General features: G+C 63.9%; 16 protein-coding genes. 10 read left to right on the top strand and 6 right to left on the bottom strand.

All coding sequences use genetic code 11. The features are described from left to right. Positions 1–96: 96 nt before the first annotated feature. The 7 genes from AC3A6J_RS21725 (at position 97) to AC3A6J_RS21695 (ending at position 7,039) form a co-directional block, all read left to right on the top strand. On the top strand, positions 97–1,107 hold the full coding sequence (locus AC3A6J_RS21725; RefSeq protein ID WP_487862068.1) for a 2Fe-2S iron-sulfur cluster-binding protein: 1,011 nt from the start codon (positions 97–99) through the stop codon (positions 1,105–1,107). Between the two features lie 23 nt (positions 1,108–1,130). Beyond that, positions 1,131–2,540 (top strand): aromatic ring-hydroxylating oxygenase subunit alpha, encoded by a 1,410-nt coding sequence (locus AC3A6J_RS21720; protein ID WP_487862067.1) that lies wholly within the window; start codon positions 1,131–1,133, stop codon positions 2,538–2,540. Continuing rightward, positions 2,533–3,078 carry a 3-phenylpropionate/cinnamic acid dioxygenase subunit beta gene (locus tag AC3A6J_RS21715; RefSeq protein ID WP_487862066.1) on the top strand — a complete coding sequence of 182 codons (546 nt, stop codon included), beginning with the start codon at positions 2,533–2,535 and terminating at the stop codon, positions 3,076–3,078. Before AC3A6J_RS21720 ends, AC3A6J_RS21715 begins: the two co-directional genes overlap by 8 nt. Before the next feature lie 106 nt (positions 3,079–3,184). After that, positions 3,185–4,051, top strand: coding sequence for a 3,4-dihydroxyphenylacetate 2,3-dioxygenase (hpaD, locus tag AC3A6J_RS21710; RefSeq protein ID WP_487862065.1), 867 nt, complete (start codon positions 3,185–3,187; stop codon positions 4,049–4,051). Between the two features lie 58 nt (positions 4,052–4,109). Further along, positions 4,110–4,595, top strand: a complete 486-nt coding sequence (locus AC3A6J_RS21705; protein ID WP_487862064.1) for a TRAP transporter small permease — start codon at positions 4,110–4,112, stop codon at positions 4,593–4,595. Further along, positions 4,592–5,884, top strand: coding sequence for a TRAP transporter large permease (locus AC3A6J_RS21700; protein ID WP_487862063.1), 1,293 nt, complete (start codon positions 4,592–4,594; stop codon positions 5,882–5,884). The genes AC3A6J_RS21705 and AC3A6J_RS21700 overlap by 4 nt, the downstream gene beginning before the upstream one ends. Before the next feature lie 147 nt (positions 5,885–6,031). Beyond that, positions 6,032–7,039, top strand: a complete 1,008-nt coding sequence (locus tag AC3A6J_RS21695) for a TRAP transporter substrate-binding protein (RefSeq protein WP_487862062.1) — start codon at positions 6,032–6,034, stop codon at positions 7,037–7,039. Here the strand turns inward: AC3A6J_RS21695 and AC3A6J_RS21690 are convergent. The 3 genes from AC3A6J_RS21690 to AC3A6J_RS21680 are packed head-to-tail and all read right to left on the bottom strand — an operon-like array spanning position 7,027 to position 9,821. After that, positions 7,027–7,761, bottom strand: coding sequence for an SDR family NAD(P)-dependent oxidoreductase (locus AC3A6J_RS21690; RefSeq protein WP_487862061.1), 735 nt, complete (start codon positions 7,759–7,761; stop codon positions 7,027–7,029). The genes AC3A6J_RS21695 and AC3A6J_RS21690 overlap by 13 nt on opposite strands. Continuing rightward, positions 7,758–8,588 (bottom strand): alpha/beta fold hydrolase, encoded by an 831-nt coding sequence (locus AC3A6J_RS21685; RefSeq protein ID WP_487862060.1) that lies wholly within the window; start codon positions 8,586–8,588, stop codon positions 7,758–7,760. Before AC3A6J_RS21685 ends, AC3A6J_RS21690 begins: the two co-directional genes overlap by 4 nt. A gap of 3 nt (positions 8,589–8,591) precedes the next feature. Next, positions 8,592–9,821, bottom strand: a complete 1,230-nt coding sequence (locus tag AC3A6J_RS21680) for a dienelactone hydrolase family protein (RefSeq protein WP_487862059.1) — start codon at positions 9,819–9,821, stop codon at positions 8,592–8,594. Between the two features lie 146 nt (positions 9,822–9,967). On the opposite strand from AC3A6J_RS21680, the gene AC3A6J_RS21675 reads away from it, so the two are divergent. Further along, positions 9,968–10,501 (top strand): MarR family winged helix-turn-helix transcriptional regulator, encoded by a 534-nt coding sequence (locus AC3A6J_RS21675; protein ID WP_487862058.1) that lies wholly within the window; start codon positions 9,968–9,970, stop codon positions 10,499–10,501. A 13-nt stretch (positions 10,502–10,514) separates the two neighbouring features. On the opposite strand, the gene AC3A6J_RS21670 is transcribed toward AC3A6J_RS21675, so the two are convergent. Beyond that, positions 10,515–11,534, bottom strand: a complete 1,020-nt coding sequence (locus tag AC3A6J_RS21670) for an MBL fold metallo-hydrolase (protein WP_487862057.1) — start codon at positions 11,532–11,534, stop codon at positions 10,515–10,517. A gap of 110 nt (positions 11,535–11,644) precedes the next feature. Here AC3A6J_RS21670 and AC3A6J_RS21665 point away from each other — a divergent pair, with 110 nt between their 5' ends. Then, positions 11,645–12,613, top strand: a complete 969-nt coding sequence (locus tag AC3A6J_RS21665) for a LysR family transcriptional regulator (protein WP_487862056.1) — start codon at positions 11,645–11,647, stop codon at positions 12,611–12,613. On the opposite strand, the gene AC3A6J_RS21660 is transcribed toward AC3A6J_RS21665, so the two are convergent. Together AC3A6J_RS21660 and AC3A6J_RS21655 are read right to left on the bottom strand one after the other, a co-directional pair. Beyond that, complete coding sequence (locus AC3A6J_RS21660) at positions 12,573–14,264, bottom strand: thiamine pyrophosphate-requiring protein (RefSeq protein ID WP_487862055.1); 1,692 nt, start codon at positions 14,262–14,264, stop codon at positions 12,573–12,575. The two genes, AC3A6J_RS21665 and AC3A6J_RS21660, sit on opposite strands and share 41 nt — an antisense overlap. A gap of 100 nt (positions 14,265–14,364) precedes the next feature. After that, a complete protein-coding gene (locus tag AC3A6J_RS21655; protein ID WP_487862054.1) occupies positions 14,365–15,186 on the bottom strand; it encodes a helix-turn-helix domain-containing protein in 822 nt (273 codons plus the stop codon). A gap of 218 nt (positions 15,187–15,404) precedes the next feature. On the opposite strand from AC3A6J_RS21655, the gene AC3A6J_RS21650 reads away from it, so the two are divergent. Further along, positions 15,405–16,400: a Bug family tripartite tricarboxylate transporter substrate binding protein gene (locus AC3A6J_RS21650; protein WP_487862053.1), complete on the top strand. Its 996-nt coding sequence runs from the start codon at positions 15,405–15,407 to the stop codon at positions 16,398–16,400.

Here is a 16,400-nt window from a genome sequence, read left to right as displayed (position 1 = left end):
GAAGTTCGGAAGTCTAACGTAGACGATTTGACACCCGCCTGGCATCTGCTCTAAACTTGAGATTACAGTCCATACAATGGACATGGAGCAACTTCGATGAGCGAGAAGGTCCCGGTCCAGTTCGTTTTCTCCGACGGAAGAAGCAGTTCGATCCAGGTCGAGCGTGGCGCGAGCGTCCTCGCGGCGTGCAAGGAGGCGGGGATCTCGCTGCTGGTGGATTGCGAAGAGGGGGTCTGCGGTACGTGCCAGGCCCGTGCGTCCTGTGGTTCGCTGGACATGGAGCCCTTCACCGAGGGGCTGCTCTCCGCCTCCGAGATCAACGACGGATTCGTTCTCGTGTGCCGGACCAGGGCTACTGGCCCGGTGGTGATCGAACTGCCGTACTCGAGCCGCGATGCGCAGGTCGAAGGGGATGAAGCGCCCACGGCCGCGACCGTGGTGAATGTGCAGGAAGCGTCCCGGGAGACGATGACCCTCATTCTGGAAACAGAGAGGCCGTTTGCGTTCCTGCCGGGACAGTACGTCAACATCTCCCCGCAGCCAGGCCCCGAGCGATCGTTCTCCATGGCGAATGCGCCGGATGCCACGACGCTCATCTTCCACATTGCGCTCAGGTCCGATGGAAAGTTCTGCAACTGGCTGCGTGCTGCGCCGCCCGGCGCGACCGTCCAGCTCAGCCCCGCGCGCGGGACCTTCTTCCTGCGCGACGACTTGCGGCCCAAGGTGATGGTTGCCGGAGGTACGGGGCTGGCGCCGTTCCTGGCCATGCTCCGCAGGCTCGCTGCTGGCAGCGAGCTGCAGCGAAGCGCCCCGGTCACCCTGCTGGTCGGGGCTCGCAGCGAGCGGCACCTCTTCGAGAAGGCGGCCCTGGACGCGCTGCGCTTGGAGCTTCCTGGTCTCGACGTTCGGTACGCGTGCGATGAGGTCGACGAAGGGTCGCCCACACGCCAAGGGCGCGTGACCGACATGCTGGGCGAGATCGAGCTCGATCGCGCTGCAACTGTCTATGTCTGCGGGCCGCCGCCCATGGTGGAGGCCGCGCGGCAGGCCTTGAAGAGCCGCCAGTTCCCCTTGAAGCAGTTCCTGGCCGAGAAGTTCACCGGCTGACCAGATCCAGAAGGAAGACGAACATGAAATGCGAAAGCGTAAAAATCCATCGCGTTGAGGCGGCCCCGGCAGAGCCGGGCCGATACCGCAACTGTGTGGACCGCGATGCCGGCGTCATCAGCCGGGAAATCTTCTCGGATACCTCGATCTTCCAGGCCGAACTGGAGCGGATCTACACCCGGGCCTGGCTCTTCGTTGGCCATGAGAGCCAAATCAAGAATCCTGGCGATTTCTTCACGTCGCGCATGGGCAATGAATCGGTCATCCTGTGCCGCGACCAAAAAGAAGGGATTCACGTTTTCCTGAACACTTGCCGCCACCGCGGCATGAAGGTGTGCCAATACGATGAAGGCAACACGCGCCAGTTCACCTGCCCATACCATGCCTGGAGCTACACGACCGAAGGCAAGCTCCATGGCGTGCCGATGTACGGCACGTTGTATGAAGAGCATCTGGACAAGGACCAATGGTCCTTGATCGAGGTGGCGCAACTCCACAACTACAAGGGCACCATCTGGGCCACCTGGGACAAGGACGCGCCTCCGTTCCTCGAGTACATCGGCGATGCGAAAGAGCACCTGGACCTGGCCCTCGACGGCTTGGATGGAGCGCCTGGCGAAACCGAAGTGTTCGTCGGCGTCCAGAAGTGGATCATCCCGGCGAACTGGAAGGTGGGCGCGGAGAACTTTCTGGGCGACACGTACCACAACCCGAGCCATCGCTCGGTCGACGACATCGGTATTGGCCCCAGCGCGCAGGCCGGCCGCAAGGGTCGCCGTGACGACGAGCTCTCTGGCGCGCAGCACGTCTGGGTCAACTTCCCGGCAGGCCATGGCGCGCACAGCGCGATCCAGCCGAAGATGCTGCCGTACGCCGAAGCCTATCAAGACAATCCGCAGGTCGAGCAGTACTTCCGCCGCTGCTATGAGCAGCGGCAGGAGCGCCAGGGCGAGAAGTCCCGGCTGTTGCCCTTCGTCTGCACGATTTTTCCCAACACCAGCTTCAACGGCCGCCAGCCGCGGTCGATCACGGTGTTCCATCCGCATGGGCCGATGCACACCGAAATGTGGCGCTGGTACTTGATCGACAAGGGGGCACCGCCCGAAGTCCGGGATCTCATGCGCCATTTCTACATGCGCTACCAAGGGCCTGCCGGGATGACCGAGCAGGACGACATCGAGAACTGGCAGATGGCCACCGAGTCCAGTGCCGGCCCGATCGCCAGAAGATACCCGTACAACTACCAGCAGTCGCTGGGTCGGGCTGGCAAGCACGAAACGCTGGCGGGCAACGTATCGACGCAGATATCCGAGGAAAACCCCCGCACCTTCTATACCCGCTGGGCGGACTACCTGGAGGGAGACGACTGGGATCGACTGATGGGTCGAGATGACCCGATCTTCAAGAACCTCGCAGGAGCCGACGATGAATGAAGCCGCGCGCGTTTCGCAGGAAACAGACCTGCGCGTGCTGACCTGGGAGGCGGAGCGCTTTCTGTACCGCGAGGCCGACCTCCTGGACACCCGGCGCTACGAGGACTGGCTTGCGACGCTGCACGAGGGGATCGTCTATTTCATGCCGATGCAACGCAACACGCGCCACAACGAGCTTCAGCGGGAGTCCACGCGCGAGGGTGTCGACATCAGCTGGTTCGAGGAGGGAAAGTGGACCTTGGCCAAGCGCATCGAGCAGATCCGCACTGGCGTCCATTTCGCCGAGGAGCCCGTCTCACGGACCACGCATCATGTCTCGAACGTGTACGTGACCGCCGTGGCTGACACGTGCGCCGAGCTCTCCGTCTCCAGTCGCGTCTTCGTCCGGCAGAACCGGAATCAGCACGAATCGATGATGCTCTCGGCAAGGCGCAACGACGTACTCCAGAAGGTGGGCGGCGATTGGCAATTGCGGAGGCGGGAGATCTTGCTCACCGAGAACGTGTTGACCGTGAAGATGCTCACCACCTTTTTGTAGAAGTCGAGAGCATGCAGATCAACCATCTCATCGCCGGCGAGAGCGTCGCGGCAACTTTCTACGTCGAGGCCGTCAACCCCGCCACCGTCGATCGGGAGGGCTGATCATGGGAAAACTTGGGCTAGCGGCCAAGATCACGCATGTTCCGTCGCTGTACCTTTCTGAACTTCCAGGGCCGAACTTCGGCTGCCGTGAGGCGGCCATCAATGGCCACAAGGAAATCGATCGCCGGTGCCGCGAACTGGGGGTCGACACCATGGTGGTGTTCGACGTGCACTGGCAGGTGAACAGCGAATATCACATCAACTGCGGCCCTTGGTTCGAGGGCATCTACACAAGCAACGAGCTCCCGCATTTCATCAAGAACATGCCTTACGCCTATCCAGGCAACCCGTCGCTGGGGCACTTGATCGCGGACGTCGCCAACGAGATGGGCGTCAAGAGCCGTGCCCATTCCGACACCACCCTGGAGTTGGCGTACGGGACGCTGGTGCCGATGCGCTACATGAACAGTGACCGGCACTACAAGGTGATCAGCATCAGCGGCTGGTGTGATTGGCACGACCTGCAGGAGTCCGCGCGCTTCGGCCTGGCCGTCCGCCGTGCAATCGAAGACAGGTACGAGGGCACAGTGGCGGTGCTTGCCAGCGGCTCCTTGTCGCACCATTTCGCAGACAACGGGCGCGCACCCGAGTTCATGCACAGGATCTACGATCCATTCCTGGAGCAGGTCGATCACAGAGTCGTCGAACTCTGGAGGGCCAGTGAATGGAAGACCTTCATCGGCATGTTGCCGATGTATGCCGAAAAGTGCTGGGGCGAGGGCGACATGCACGACACGGCCATGCTCCTCGGCGCGATGGGCTGGGACAAGTACGAAGGGCGGGCGGAGATCGTCACACCCTACTTTGCCAGCTCCGGCACTGGCCAGATCAATGCCATCTTTCCCGTATCGCCTCTGGCTTGTCGTTGACGAAAAGTGGAGTCGACGAGGCTGCGAGACCGAAGAACTACAACGATGGAGATCACTCATGAAGAAGCACTTGCCACTCCTGTGTGAACTGGCCGCTGCCAGTGCGTTGTTCGCGATCATGGCCTTGACGTTCTTCGATGTCTTGGGACGCAAGCTCTTCGACCGTTCGATCACCGGATCGCTGGAACTGACAGAGCTGTTGATGGTGTTGGTCATCTTCGCCGGGCTTCCGCTCGTTTCGGCACGTGGCGAGCATGTCGAGTTCGACTCGCTCGACGCATTGCTTCCGCCTCGTGTGCGCAAGGTCCAAGCTGCCTGCGTGCACCTGTTCTGCGCAGTTCTGCTGCTTGGGCTCGGCTGGTTGATGTTGAAGACCGGCGGGGCATTCCACGACACGGGTGAGACCACGGCGCAGCTCGGCATCTTCAAGGCGCCTTTCATCTATGGAATGGCGCTCCTGAGCGCGCTCACCGGTACCGTGCATCTTCTGCGGGCTTGGAAATCCGATGAAGCGCGAGATAGTGGGCAAGGGACGGCGCTGTGACCGCTGCCCTGCTGGGGTTCCTGGCCATCTTCGTGCTGGCGCTGGCCCGCGTTCCGCTGGCCTTCGCCATGGGCACAGTAGGCCTGGTGGCCACCGGTCTCACGCGCGGCTGGACACCAGCCCTCGCCAGCGCAGCCCAGGTGGTCTACGAGACAGGTTTCGCCTACACGCTCTCGGTGATCCCGCTGTTCATCCTGATGGGCAACTTCGTGGCGCGGGCCGGCCTGGCACATGAGCTGTTCCACGCCGCTTACGCCTTTATGGGGCACATGCGTGGGGGGCTGGCGCACGCCACCGTTGTGGCCTGTGCCGGCTTCGGCGCGATCTGCGGCTCTTCGATCGCCACGGCAGCGACCATGAGCAAGGTGGCCTACCCGTCCATGCGCAAGCTGGGCTACAGCGAATCGCTGTCCACTGGCGTCATGGCCGCTGGCGGTACCTTGGGCATCATGATCCCTCCATCCACCGTCATGGTGATCTACGGGATCATCACCGAGACGCACATCGGCAAGCTCTTTGCTGCGGGCGTGCTTCCCGGGCTGCTCAGCGCGGCGATGCTGATGGCGGGCATCGTTGCGATCACGTCTCTCACCCCCGGGCACGCACCGCCCGCCGTGCGTGCCAGCTGGGCCGAACGCTGGAGTGCCCTGCGCGGCATCTGGGGCGTGGCGCTGCTGGTCGTGGTGGTTCTGGGCGGCATCTACGGCGGGCTGTTCACCGCCACCGAGGGCGCCGGGATCGGCGCCTCGGGAGCCTTCCTCTTCGCCCTTTGCCGTGGGCGGTTGACCTGGCGCATTCTGTACAAGGTGCTGGTGGAATCGGCGCGCACTACCGCCATGCTCTTCACGCTGCTGATTGCGGCAACCATCTTCGCCAACTTCGTGAACTTCACCTCGATGCCGAACGATCTCAAGGAGTGGATCACGCATCTGGGTTTGTCGCCCATCATGATCATCGTGGCCATGATGGCCATCTACGTGGTGCTGGGAACCGTGATGGAGGAACTCACCATGGTGCTGCTGACAATCCCGCTGTTCTTCCCCATCGTGACCAGCCTGGGATTCGACCCTGTCTGGTTCGGTGTCCTGATCGTGATGATCGTGCAGATCGGATTGATTTCGCCCCCAGTCGGAATGAACCTGTTCGTCATCAATGCGCTACTGCCTGGCGTTGGACTGCGGCAGATCTTTCGCGGATGCTGGCCCTTCGTGCTGATCATGGTGATCGTGCTCGTGTTGCTGATCGCCTTTCCGCAGATCAGCTTGTGGCTGCCGTCGACGATGTACTAGCGGGCGCTGCATGCGATGTCCATGTAGTGGACTGATGTTTCTTTTTTTCATGTGTTGTCCTATAGTGGGTCATCGTGCACGAGCGCGATGCGAACGCGCCGAACGCGCACCCGGTGAAAAACGCAGGTCGATCTCCAGGAGAAAGTCATGATGAAAGCTTCCATCCTCGTGCTGGGTCTGCTCGCTGCCGGCAGCGTGGCCCATGCTCAGACTGTGCTGGCGGTCTCCAACTGGACCGGGCCCGGCCAGACCCAGGCGGTCAAGGCGTGGTGCGACCTGCTCGACAGCAAATCCGCCGGCAAGCTGAAATGCAACATCCTGCCGCGACCGGTGAGCTCGCCGCCCGGCAGCTTCGATGCGGTTGCCAACGGTGTCGTCGACGTCTCGCTCACAGTCCACGGCTACACGCCGAACCGGTTCGTTCTCACCCAGATGGCTGAATTCCCTTTCAACGGAGACAGCGCGGAGGCCATGTCGGTCGCCTACGACAGGGTGGCCTCCAGGCATCCCGAGTTCGCCCGGGAACACAAGGGCGTGCATGTGCTCGGCTACTTCACGCACGGGCCGGGCATGGTGTTCAACTCGAAGCGGCCGATCGCGAAGATCGAGGACCTCGAGGGGCTGAAGTTCCGTGTGGGCGGGGGGATGGTGAACGAGATCGCCAGGTCGTTGGGCATGAATGTCACGCTGAAGCCCGCGTCCGACGCCTATGAGCTTTTGTCCGGCGGTGTCATGGACGGGGCGCTTTTCCCGGCCGAATCCATTGAGGCCTACAAGCTCGACAAGGTCATCCGCCACGCGACGTATTTCCCTGGCGGCCTCTACAATCTCAGCTGGGTGTTCATGATGAATCCCGCGCGGTATGACAAGCTCTCCGCGGATGAGAAGAGAGCAGTGGATTCGGTCTCGGGCGAAGTGCTCGCACGGATCTTCGGCCGCCAGTGGGACATCCTCGATCGCAGCGGACGCGCCCACATGCAGGCGTCGAAGATCCAGGTCACGATGGCCGACCCGGGCTTCGTGGCCGCGGTCAAGGCCAGGACCTCGGCGCTGGAGCAGAAGTGGGTGCAGGACGCCTCGGCGCGCGGGACGAAGCAACCCGAGAAGATCCTCGCGGAGTTCCGCAAGGAGGTCGCGGCCCTTCACGCAAGGTGAGCGGCGAACGAGTGCTCGACGGCCTTGGGGTCGCGCTGCAGAGCTTCGCGCAACGCTTGTGCTGCAGCCGGATAGATGTCTTCCTCGTCACGCTGCATGGCGTCGATCAGCAGCTTTGCGAAGGCGCCTGGCGCCAGTTTCGTCTGCTTGAGGTGCGCGGTCATTGGGGTGTCGACCGCCGGCGCCAGCACCGCACGGACGCGAACGCCGGAGGCCGCAAGCTCCGCGCGCATCGCCTGCGTCACCGAGAAGGCGGCGGCCTTGCTTGCGCAGTAGGTCGCCATCATGGGATGGTTCACATGAGCGAGGGCGCTCAGCATGTTGACGATGGCGCCATGTCCGCGCGCTTTCATCGCCGGGGCGAACGCGCAGAAGATGTTGATGAGGCCGAAGTAGTTGGTTTCCATCTCCGCTCGGGCGGCCGCTTCGTCGTAATGCGCCAGCCGGTGGTTCGAATTGATCCCATTGGCGCAGATGACCCAATCCACGCGGGACCCGTGGATTCTCGCGGCCTCCATCACGCTGTCATGCCGAGTCACATCCATGTGGATCGGCTTCACCCGAGGATGCGGCGCTGCAGATGGCTTACGGCTCGCAGCGATCACTTCATGCGCATCTGCTTCGAGGAGTGCATCGACGAGTGCGGTCCCGATTCCGCCACTGGCCCCGACGACAAGCACAACCCGGCCGGAAACGCTGGCGTGTTCGGGCATCGCGTTCATCGCGTCACGCCCGCGCGGGGAAGCGATTCGATGAATTCGCGCACCACGGTGTTGAACTCTTGGGGCTTCTGCCAGTTGACGTAACGGCCCGCACCGGGCACCGCCGGCGCCTCATGGAAGTTCTTCATTCCTTGCAGCATCTCCGGCTGGTCAGGATAGGGATCCTCTGCGCCGCAGATGCCCATGACCGGAATGTCGAGCCGGCTGAAGAGCGGCGCCAGGTTCGGCACGGAGTTGCCGAGCTCGAGCATGCCTCGGCGGTACTGCTCGAGCGGATGACTGGCCATCATCTGGATCACGCGCTCGCGGAATGCGCCGTCCTCCCGGGGAATGACGCGGTAGATGTTGGTGCCGCCCTCCCGGCGCAGCAGTTCGATCAGTGCCTGCCGGCCCTCGAACTCGAGGACCGGGACCACGCGTTTGCTCGCCGCCGTCCACACATCCATGTACATCGGCGCTTCATGAAGTTCACTCCAGGCGCCAATCACCATGCCAGCGACGCCGTCCGGGTGCGACAGCGCGTACTGCGCAGCGATCGTCGTGCCGAAGGCCAGCGCGATGACGATGGGCCGTTCGATCTCCAGCGCATCGATGAGGCCGGCCAGGTCCCGCGCCTGGTTGACGAGCGAGAAGCCGTAGTGGGTCCACTCCGTGCCCGCGTGGCCGCGCCGGTTGTAGATCAGGCAGCGATGGTCGCGCGAGAACTCCGCCACCTGCGCCTCCCAGTACCGCATGCCATGGATTTCGCCATGGACGAAGACGATGTCGCGCCCCTTGCCGGTGAGTTCGTACTGAAAGTCGCAATGGTTGATGCGGATGATCGCCATTCCTCAGGCTCCCCATGTCCATTGCGGCATGAGCTCGTTGGAAGGAAGGCTCGGATCAAGTACCTTGCGTGCCTGTTCGCGCCCAACGACGGGCAGGGCAGCCGGATCGAGCAAGCCGATCTGCACGAGCACGCTGGCTTGATCCCAGTAGATGTGCTCGTGATAGAGCTTGTCGCCCCGAAATGTGATGATCCCGACGAGCGCGACTTCGACGTAGCACCCCGTCGGTGCGATGCCCGGAAGCATCCACGGAATCTCGGTGTCGTGTGTGAAGCAGAGGATCCCTTCATTCACCACGCGGTCGACACCGATCGTCCGCGAGATCGGGATCGTGCGCATGTCGGCCGGGTTGCGCGGTATGAAGTGGTCACTATAAAACCGATGCAGGTCCGTCTGTCCGTATCCGCCCGTCATTGTCGGAACGTGATTGACGTAGGGCTGGGGAACCATGGTGGCCATGGTGGCCGCGGCATCGCGCGAGACGAACTCGCACGCGCGATGCGCTTCCCAGAGCGCGTTGAGGTCATACCACGGGCCGAGGACCGCGCGGAGCACGGCCAGGCTGCGGCTGTAGGCCATGCCCGCTGAGGGCGCACAGTAGGCAGGGCGTCCCTTGGCAGCGAAGCCGTGTTTCACGCCGGGGTAGACGTGCACCGATGCCTCCTTGCTGCGGGCAAGCGCAGCGACGACAGTGCTGACTGCAACGGGGGGCGTCAATGGGTCCTCGGCGCCGAAATGGATCACCACCGGGACCTTGATGGTCGCAAGCCTTTCGAGGTGCTGCTCGAGCGCGACCGGGTAGTACGCCACCGCGCAGCTGACAAGGCCCGCGGCAGCCGCGAGCATCGCGACGCGGCCACCGAGGCAGAACCCGTACGCGGCGATCCGGCCCACGACCGCCGGGTGCTGCTCGAGGGCTTGCACGGTATCCCGCATGTCCTCCAGAAGCAGCTGCTGATCGAGCTGCTGGCTCAATGCCATTGCTCGGGCGACGTCTTGTTCGGAGTAGCTGAGTTCGACACGCGGCTGCAGGCGCCAGAACAGGTCCGGCACAAGGACCACGTAGCCCTCCTGCGCAAGGTCGTCGGCCACGGCCCTCAGGGAGGCGGTCACGCCGAAGATCTCCTGGCACAGGACGATGCCCGGGCCGCGGCCGTTCGGCGGCAGTGCGAGGTAAGCGCCCATGGCGGGCGCATCCGTCGTGCCAGGAACTTCGATCCATGCAGTCGTCACCCCGAGCTCCTTTTTATGTCCGTTAGATGGACACGAAAATCAATTCTATCTCTTGAGCACGATCCAGGCAATGCATGCGATCGGCGCAGGCCGACTCGGGAGAGCGGACGCTAAACTGGAACGCAGCAAACTTTCGCTCGGGTTCCATGACTCAACCGCTGGACGACCTCCACGATCTCACGCACCGACCTGGTTTTCTTCTGCGCAAGGCGCACCAGGTGGCGGTTGCCATCTTCTCGGAAGAAATCGGGAAGCTGAACCTGACACCGCCTCAGCACAACGTGTTGTCCGCACTGATGGCCAATCCCGGTTGCCACCAGACCGAGATCGGGCGAATCGTGGGCTACGACCGCGCGACGGTGGGGGCGGTGCTGGCCGGGTTGGAGTCGCGGGGGCTGGTGGAGCGACAAGGCTCGGATCTCGACAGGCGCCTGAAGGTGCTGACCCTGACCCGCAAAGGGCAGTCGCTGCTGAATACCTCCAACGCGGCCATGGATCGGATCAACCAACGAATCCTGGAGCCCCTGGCGGTGCACGAGAGGCCGATGTTCGTTGCGCTGCTCGCACGCCTGGCGTTTTCCGCGGCCGTGGCCGCGCCCGCGCGGCCAGAAGCCGATGGCGCCTTGGCGAGCAGCTCAAGAAATTCCAGCGTGCGCACCGGCCGCGCCAGATTGTCCTAGTGCGCCGGCCAGGTCACCTGGATACGGGCACCGGAGCCTCTTTCTTACCGGGATGCGCGTCGTTGATATAGGGCAGCGGCACGAAGCGGTAGCCGTCGGTCACTTTGCGCAGATGGCCGACGCCGGGGAAGGAATAGTGGGCCGGCGCAACCAGATAACCCTTCGCGGCCGCATCCGCGAACGCGCGCCGTCGCGCCGCGGCCGCCTCTTGGGGGTTGACGTCGTACTGGATCGTGACGCCCGGCGCCGGCAGCTGCACTTCGGCGACGTGCAGCACATCGCCCCAGAACATGATCTTCTCGCCCTCGCTCTCGAGTGAATAGAAGGTGTGGCCGGGCGTGTGGCCCGGCGCCGGCACGGAGCGGATGCCCGGAAACAGCTCGACGGCACCGTCGAACGGCTTGACTTGGCCGGCGTCGACATAAGGACCTATCTTCGCCTTGGCTTGCTCGAAGTACTGCTTCTGCGATTCGGGCGCCTGCGCGAGCGCTTGCGCACTCAGCCAGTAGTCGACCTCCTTGCGCTCGACGTGGATCACGGCGTTCGGGAAGACCCGAGTCGTGCCGTCCATCAACCCGCCGCTGTGGTCCGTGTGGACGTGCGTGAGGAGAATGTCGGTGATCTGCGCGGGCTCCAGGCCGATGGCTCTCAGGCTGGCCGGCAACTTGTTGAGCGTGGGCCCGTAGAGCTCACCGGTACCGGCGTCGACGAGGATGAGCCGGCCGGCGGTTTCGATCAGGAACGCATTGATCGAGGCGTCGATCGTCGTTCCGACATAGCCGTCCTTCAGCAGCTTGGCGACGGGATGGCCTTTCGTGTTCGTCAGGATCTTCGTGTCCAGCGGAATCGTGCCGTCCGACAGGGCAGTCACGGCGACGCCCCCGATCTTCAGGCGATAGAAGCCCGCCTGGCTCTTGTCGAGTTTGGAGGGGGGCGCGGCCGCGTTATGCGCATGCGCCGACGAGATAAACCCCGAACCGCCTGCGATCAGCAGGGCGGCGAGCAGCGGGGTGAGAAATTGACGAGCAGTCATCGAGACATTCCTGAGTGTTTAAGGGACGACCGCCAGTTTCTTATTCTCTAAAGAGTTTATAAAGCATCAAATGACGGATAATCTATATCCATTCCGTTGAGAGTAAACGCATGATTGACGATGTTCTGGACCTCAGGGTCTTCGTTCGCGTGGTCGCGACTGGAAGCATGTCGGCCGCAGCCCGCGAGATGGACCTGTCACTGGCCGTGGTCAGCAAGCGGATCGGGGCATTGGAGCGAAAACTGGGCGTGCGCCTGATGCTGCGCACCACGCGAAGCCAGTCGCTGACGCCGGAGGGCGTGGCCTTTCATGAGCGCTGCGCCCGCATCCTGCAGGAGATCCAGGGCGCGGAGCACCTGATGGCGGGCAGTCGCGACACCGTCAGCGGCATGCTGACGCTGACCGCGCCGCGCACGTTTGCGCGGCAGTACCTCGCGCCCATCGTTGCTGCTTTCCAGGCCAAGCATCCCGCGCTGTCGGTCAACTTGAGGTTGAGCGACGACGTGCTGGACCTGGTTGAGGGCGGCATTGACGTTGCCTTTCGCTTCGGCACGCTGCACGACTCGTCGCTCAGTGCGCGCCAGGTTGCGCCGAACCACCGGGTGTTGTGTGCGGCGCCGTCCTATGTGGCACGCCATGGCGCGCCGACGACACCGGACGAACTGTCCCGCCATGCGTGCATCGCGTACGGCCCGCGTCCCGCGGGTCATTGGCTGTTCCACGTGAACGGGCAGCCGCTCGCCATCAGGATCCAGGGGACCTTTCTTGTGAACGACGGCGACGTGGCGCAGTCGCTGGCACTGGAAGGCGCCGGCATCTTCTTCAAGTCGATCTGGGATGTCGGCGTCCACATCGACGCGGGGCGCCTCCTGCGCGTGATGCCGGACTTCGCGGCGCCGACCGAGCCCTTGCATGTGGTCTTCCCGAACGGCCGCCAGCTTGCGCCGCGTGTGCGGCAATTCGTCGACTTCGCTGTCGAGCGGTTGCAGGACACCTGGGCGCGCATCGTGCCTGCAGGCCTGCATCACTCGACTACAGTCAATCGGCTTGCAGATGGCGAGGTAGCCATACCGAGATGACGGCCGGCTTGCCCGCGCGCACTTGCTCGAGGCCCCGAAGGAGTGCCGGACGCAATTGCGCGGGGTCCTTCACGTTCTCGCCATACGCGCCGCAGGCCTGGGCTTCCAGGGCGAAGTCCATCGGCGGATCGAAGTAACCGCCCTCCAGGCCGGACCTTTGCGCGAAGCCGTCTGGATACGTCTTCGCAGTTCGCAGCGTGCCGGTCGCCCAGCTCCGGTTCTGGTAGACGACGGTGAGGTAGGGCGCGCCATAGTGGACGGCGGACCACAGCGCGGCAGCCGGGGTCGCGAACATGTAGAAACCGTCGCCGGTCACGGCGATGACGTCCCGCCCCGGCAGCGCGAGCTTGGCTCCGAACGCCGCACCGGGCGCCCATCCGCCACTGGTGCCCGGCGTAAAGAAATAGGAGCCGGGCCGGCTGCAGCGCAGGAACTCGAAGACCCGGTTGTGCGGCAGCGTGTCGTCGAAGACCACGGCATCGTCGTCGACGATGTCCGCGAGCGCCTGCGTCACCTGCAGCGGCTGGATGATCGGGGAGCCTTCGAGACGTGCCACCTCGGCAGCGAGCCCCGCGCGATACGCCCCCGACGCGCGGGCCGCCTCTTTCGCGCGTGCGTGGGCGCGATCGGCATGGTCAGGCGTCATCAGGTCGCGCGCTTCACGGCGTAGCGCGCGGATGGCCTGCAATGGATCGCCCGCAAGGCGCAGGTTCGCGGTGAACTCGTACGTCGGGATCTTGCTCTTTACCGGGTCGTGCCCCAGGACGGCCACCCAGGAATCGCGCTTTGGCGCACGCGGGCCCGGCAACCACGGCACTTCCGCCTCGAGCACGACCACGACATCGGCGTCCGACAGGTCCGCGTCGAGCTGCAGCAGCGGATGTGCCATCGGAAAGCTCATGTAGTTGCGCGTACTCGCATGCGCAACCGGAAGGCCGAGCAGCTCGCAGAGCGCCACGAGCTCAGGGACCGTCCGCGGATCGCGCCCGGAGCCCGATACCACCAAGCGGGGCGCGCGCGCCGAGAGCAGGCGCTCGGCCACTTCACGGATGCCGTCCGGATCGGGCGCCGCGGCAACAACGCGCCCGAGCCCGTGCACGGTCGGGAAACTGTGCGCAGGCATTGCCGCCATCGAGACCTCCGGCGCCATCGCGAGATAGACCGGCCCTGCCGGCTCGGCCGTGGCCATCTGCAGTGCTCGGCTGGTCAGGAGGCCGGGGCTGTCGTGGGCAGTAAGCCGGTGATCCCACTTGACGTACTGGCGGACCACGGAGTGCTGGTCGTAGGTTTGCTGCAGCCAGAGATGGCCGCCTTGGTTTCGCGCGGCGATGGAGGTGCCCGTGGCGCTTGTCGGTGGGAAGCCCGCTGTCATCACGATGGGCAGGTTGGCCCGCATCGCGGTGTGGATTGCCGCGCCGTGGTGCAAGGTGCCCGCGTCCACGTGCACTGCGGTGGCGGAAACCTTCCCCGTGACAGCCGAATAGCCGAGCGCCGCGTTCAGGCTCGCATGCTCATGGGTGACGACGATCATCCGCGGCGCGGGCTTGCCGGTGGCGCCAGCCTTCGCGATGGACTCCTGGAAGAACGCGATTTCCGATCCGGAGGTGAAGAAAAGGCAGTCGACGCCGCCGGCCGCGAGGGCAGCGACCACGGAGTCGCCCGCCTCTCCGGCCGGCATTTCACAATGGGACGGCGCGCCAGTTGGCATTGGAGGCTTCGATGGTGGATTCATGCTGGTATGGATGAGTTTGCTAGGGATGAGTCGCCGTCGCTCGCGGCGTCGACGGCGGTGCTATGGAGCCCGGTTCCCGAGGGATGGGCGACGACACCAGTTGCTCGATTCTCTTGACCACATGCTGGGCATCGGCCAAGTACGTCGAGATGGCCTTCTTGACCGAAACGACGGAGCTCATCATCACGATGGTCCAGTAAATAGTGCATTGCTCGCCCGCGCAGATCGGCAGGGAAATGGAGCACGTGCGCGGGACCAGCCCGCCTTCACGGAAGCCGCAACCCAGCAGTCCGGCGTCGCGGATGAGGCTGTTCAGTTCGTTCGACGGCCAGCGCTCGGCGTTGGGGCTGCAGCCCATGTCCAGGGAAGCGCGGATCCAGCACTGCCGCTCCTCCATCGGCATGGAGGCGAGATAGGCTCGCCCTGGGGAACTCGATGCCAGCGGGTGGCGCTTGCCAATCCTGGGATAGCCCAGCGCCCTTGGCGAGCGGAAGATGGCGCGAGTCACCATGGCACCGTCGTCGCGGACGTGGAGGAATGACGGCCAGCAGATGTGATCGCTGAACTCCTTGATCAGCGGCTTGGCAACCTCGAGGATATGAGCGCTCGGCGCGAAGCCGCTGGACAGATCCGTCACCTGGGCCGTCAGGCTGTAGACGTCGGTGACTTCGTCGCGAACGACATAGCCGGCCTGCATCAAGGTTTCGAGCACCCGGTAGACCGTCGGCCGCGGCAAGGACGCGGCCCGGCTCAGTTCGAGCGCGGTGACGTAGTTCCTGATGTTCAGTGCCTTGAGTACTTCCAGGCCGCGCAGGAAGCTTCGGATCGTTGCATCACTCATTCCATGCCTCCGTGGGCAAAGTGTTTCTTTCGTGTCCGGACGATTTTGATTCAAACTGAGACGAGTGTCTATCAGGCGGGCACTTATGACAAACCCTGCATCCCTTGCCGCCGTGCGGGCCGGGCTGTCCGTGAGGCGGACAGTTCAAACGCCCCCGGTCGATGCCGATACATCCCTCCTAGCATGTATCGACGACCAACTCTGCACCGCAGCACACCATGACATCTGCCATCACGAAAAAAAAACTTGGGGTCGGCCTGTTCAAGGCCGCGACTGCGTTGCTGATGGCGTGGTCCACGGCGGCCGTGGCGTTGGAGGCCAACGCACCTGTCCGGCTTGTCGTCGGCTTCGGCGGCAGCGCCGAGGGGATCGTGCGACTGCTCGCCCCCCGGATCAGCGAGGCGCTGGGCGGCCAACCGGTCGTGGTGGAGCCGATGACGGCCGCGGCAGGGATGGTCGCGGCCAGGACCGTCGCGCGCTCGGCGCCGAACGGCCACACGATCCTGGTGGTCGGCAGCAATGCAATGATGTTCCGGCCGCTCACGATGCGCAGTCCGCCCTACGATCCGGTCAAGGACTTCACGCCGATCTCGCGGCTGACGGTGAGCGCGTTCAGTATCGCGGTCAATCCAAGGCTCGGGATCAGGAACTTCGCCGACTTCGTTGCGTTCGCCAAGCGCAGTCCGGTGCCCGTCACGCTGGGCATGTCGGGCTCGCCGTCGATCAACGATCTGAACCGGATCTTGATCGAGCAGGCCATTCCGGGCGTCAAGCTTGTCAGCGTTGCGTACAAGGAAGAGGGGCAGGCCGTCGTGGACGCCATCGCGGGTCACATCAACGGAGCCATCATCTCCACCAGCAACCTGGCGGGTGCCGCAAAGGAAGGGAAGCTGACGCCGATCGCGATCCTGGCGGACGAGCGCCGCTACCCCTTCGAGGACATTCCCGCGATCGGTGAAGTCGTGCCGGGCATGCGGCCCTTCAGTCTGCTGACTGGGTTCTGGGGACCCGCCGGCATGCCCGAGCCTGTACTCGCACGGCTCAACCAGGCCATCGTCCAGGCGCTCGGCGACAAGGACACGAACGAGCGCATCCGGACCATGTGGGGTTCGTTGGTGCGCCCGACCACGCCCGAGCAGTTGCAGTCCATCGTCACGGGAGAGATCGATCGTGTGCGCGAATCCTTGCGCACGCTCGACTTCAAGCCGGAGTAG

The sequence above is a fragment of the Variovorax sp. Soil_C_39 genome, from assembly GCF_057656815.1.
Note: the sequence above shows the minus strand (reverse complement) of the source record. Positions and strands in the feature narration are given on the sequence as shown.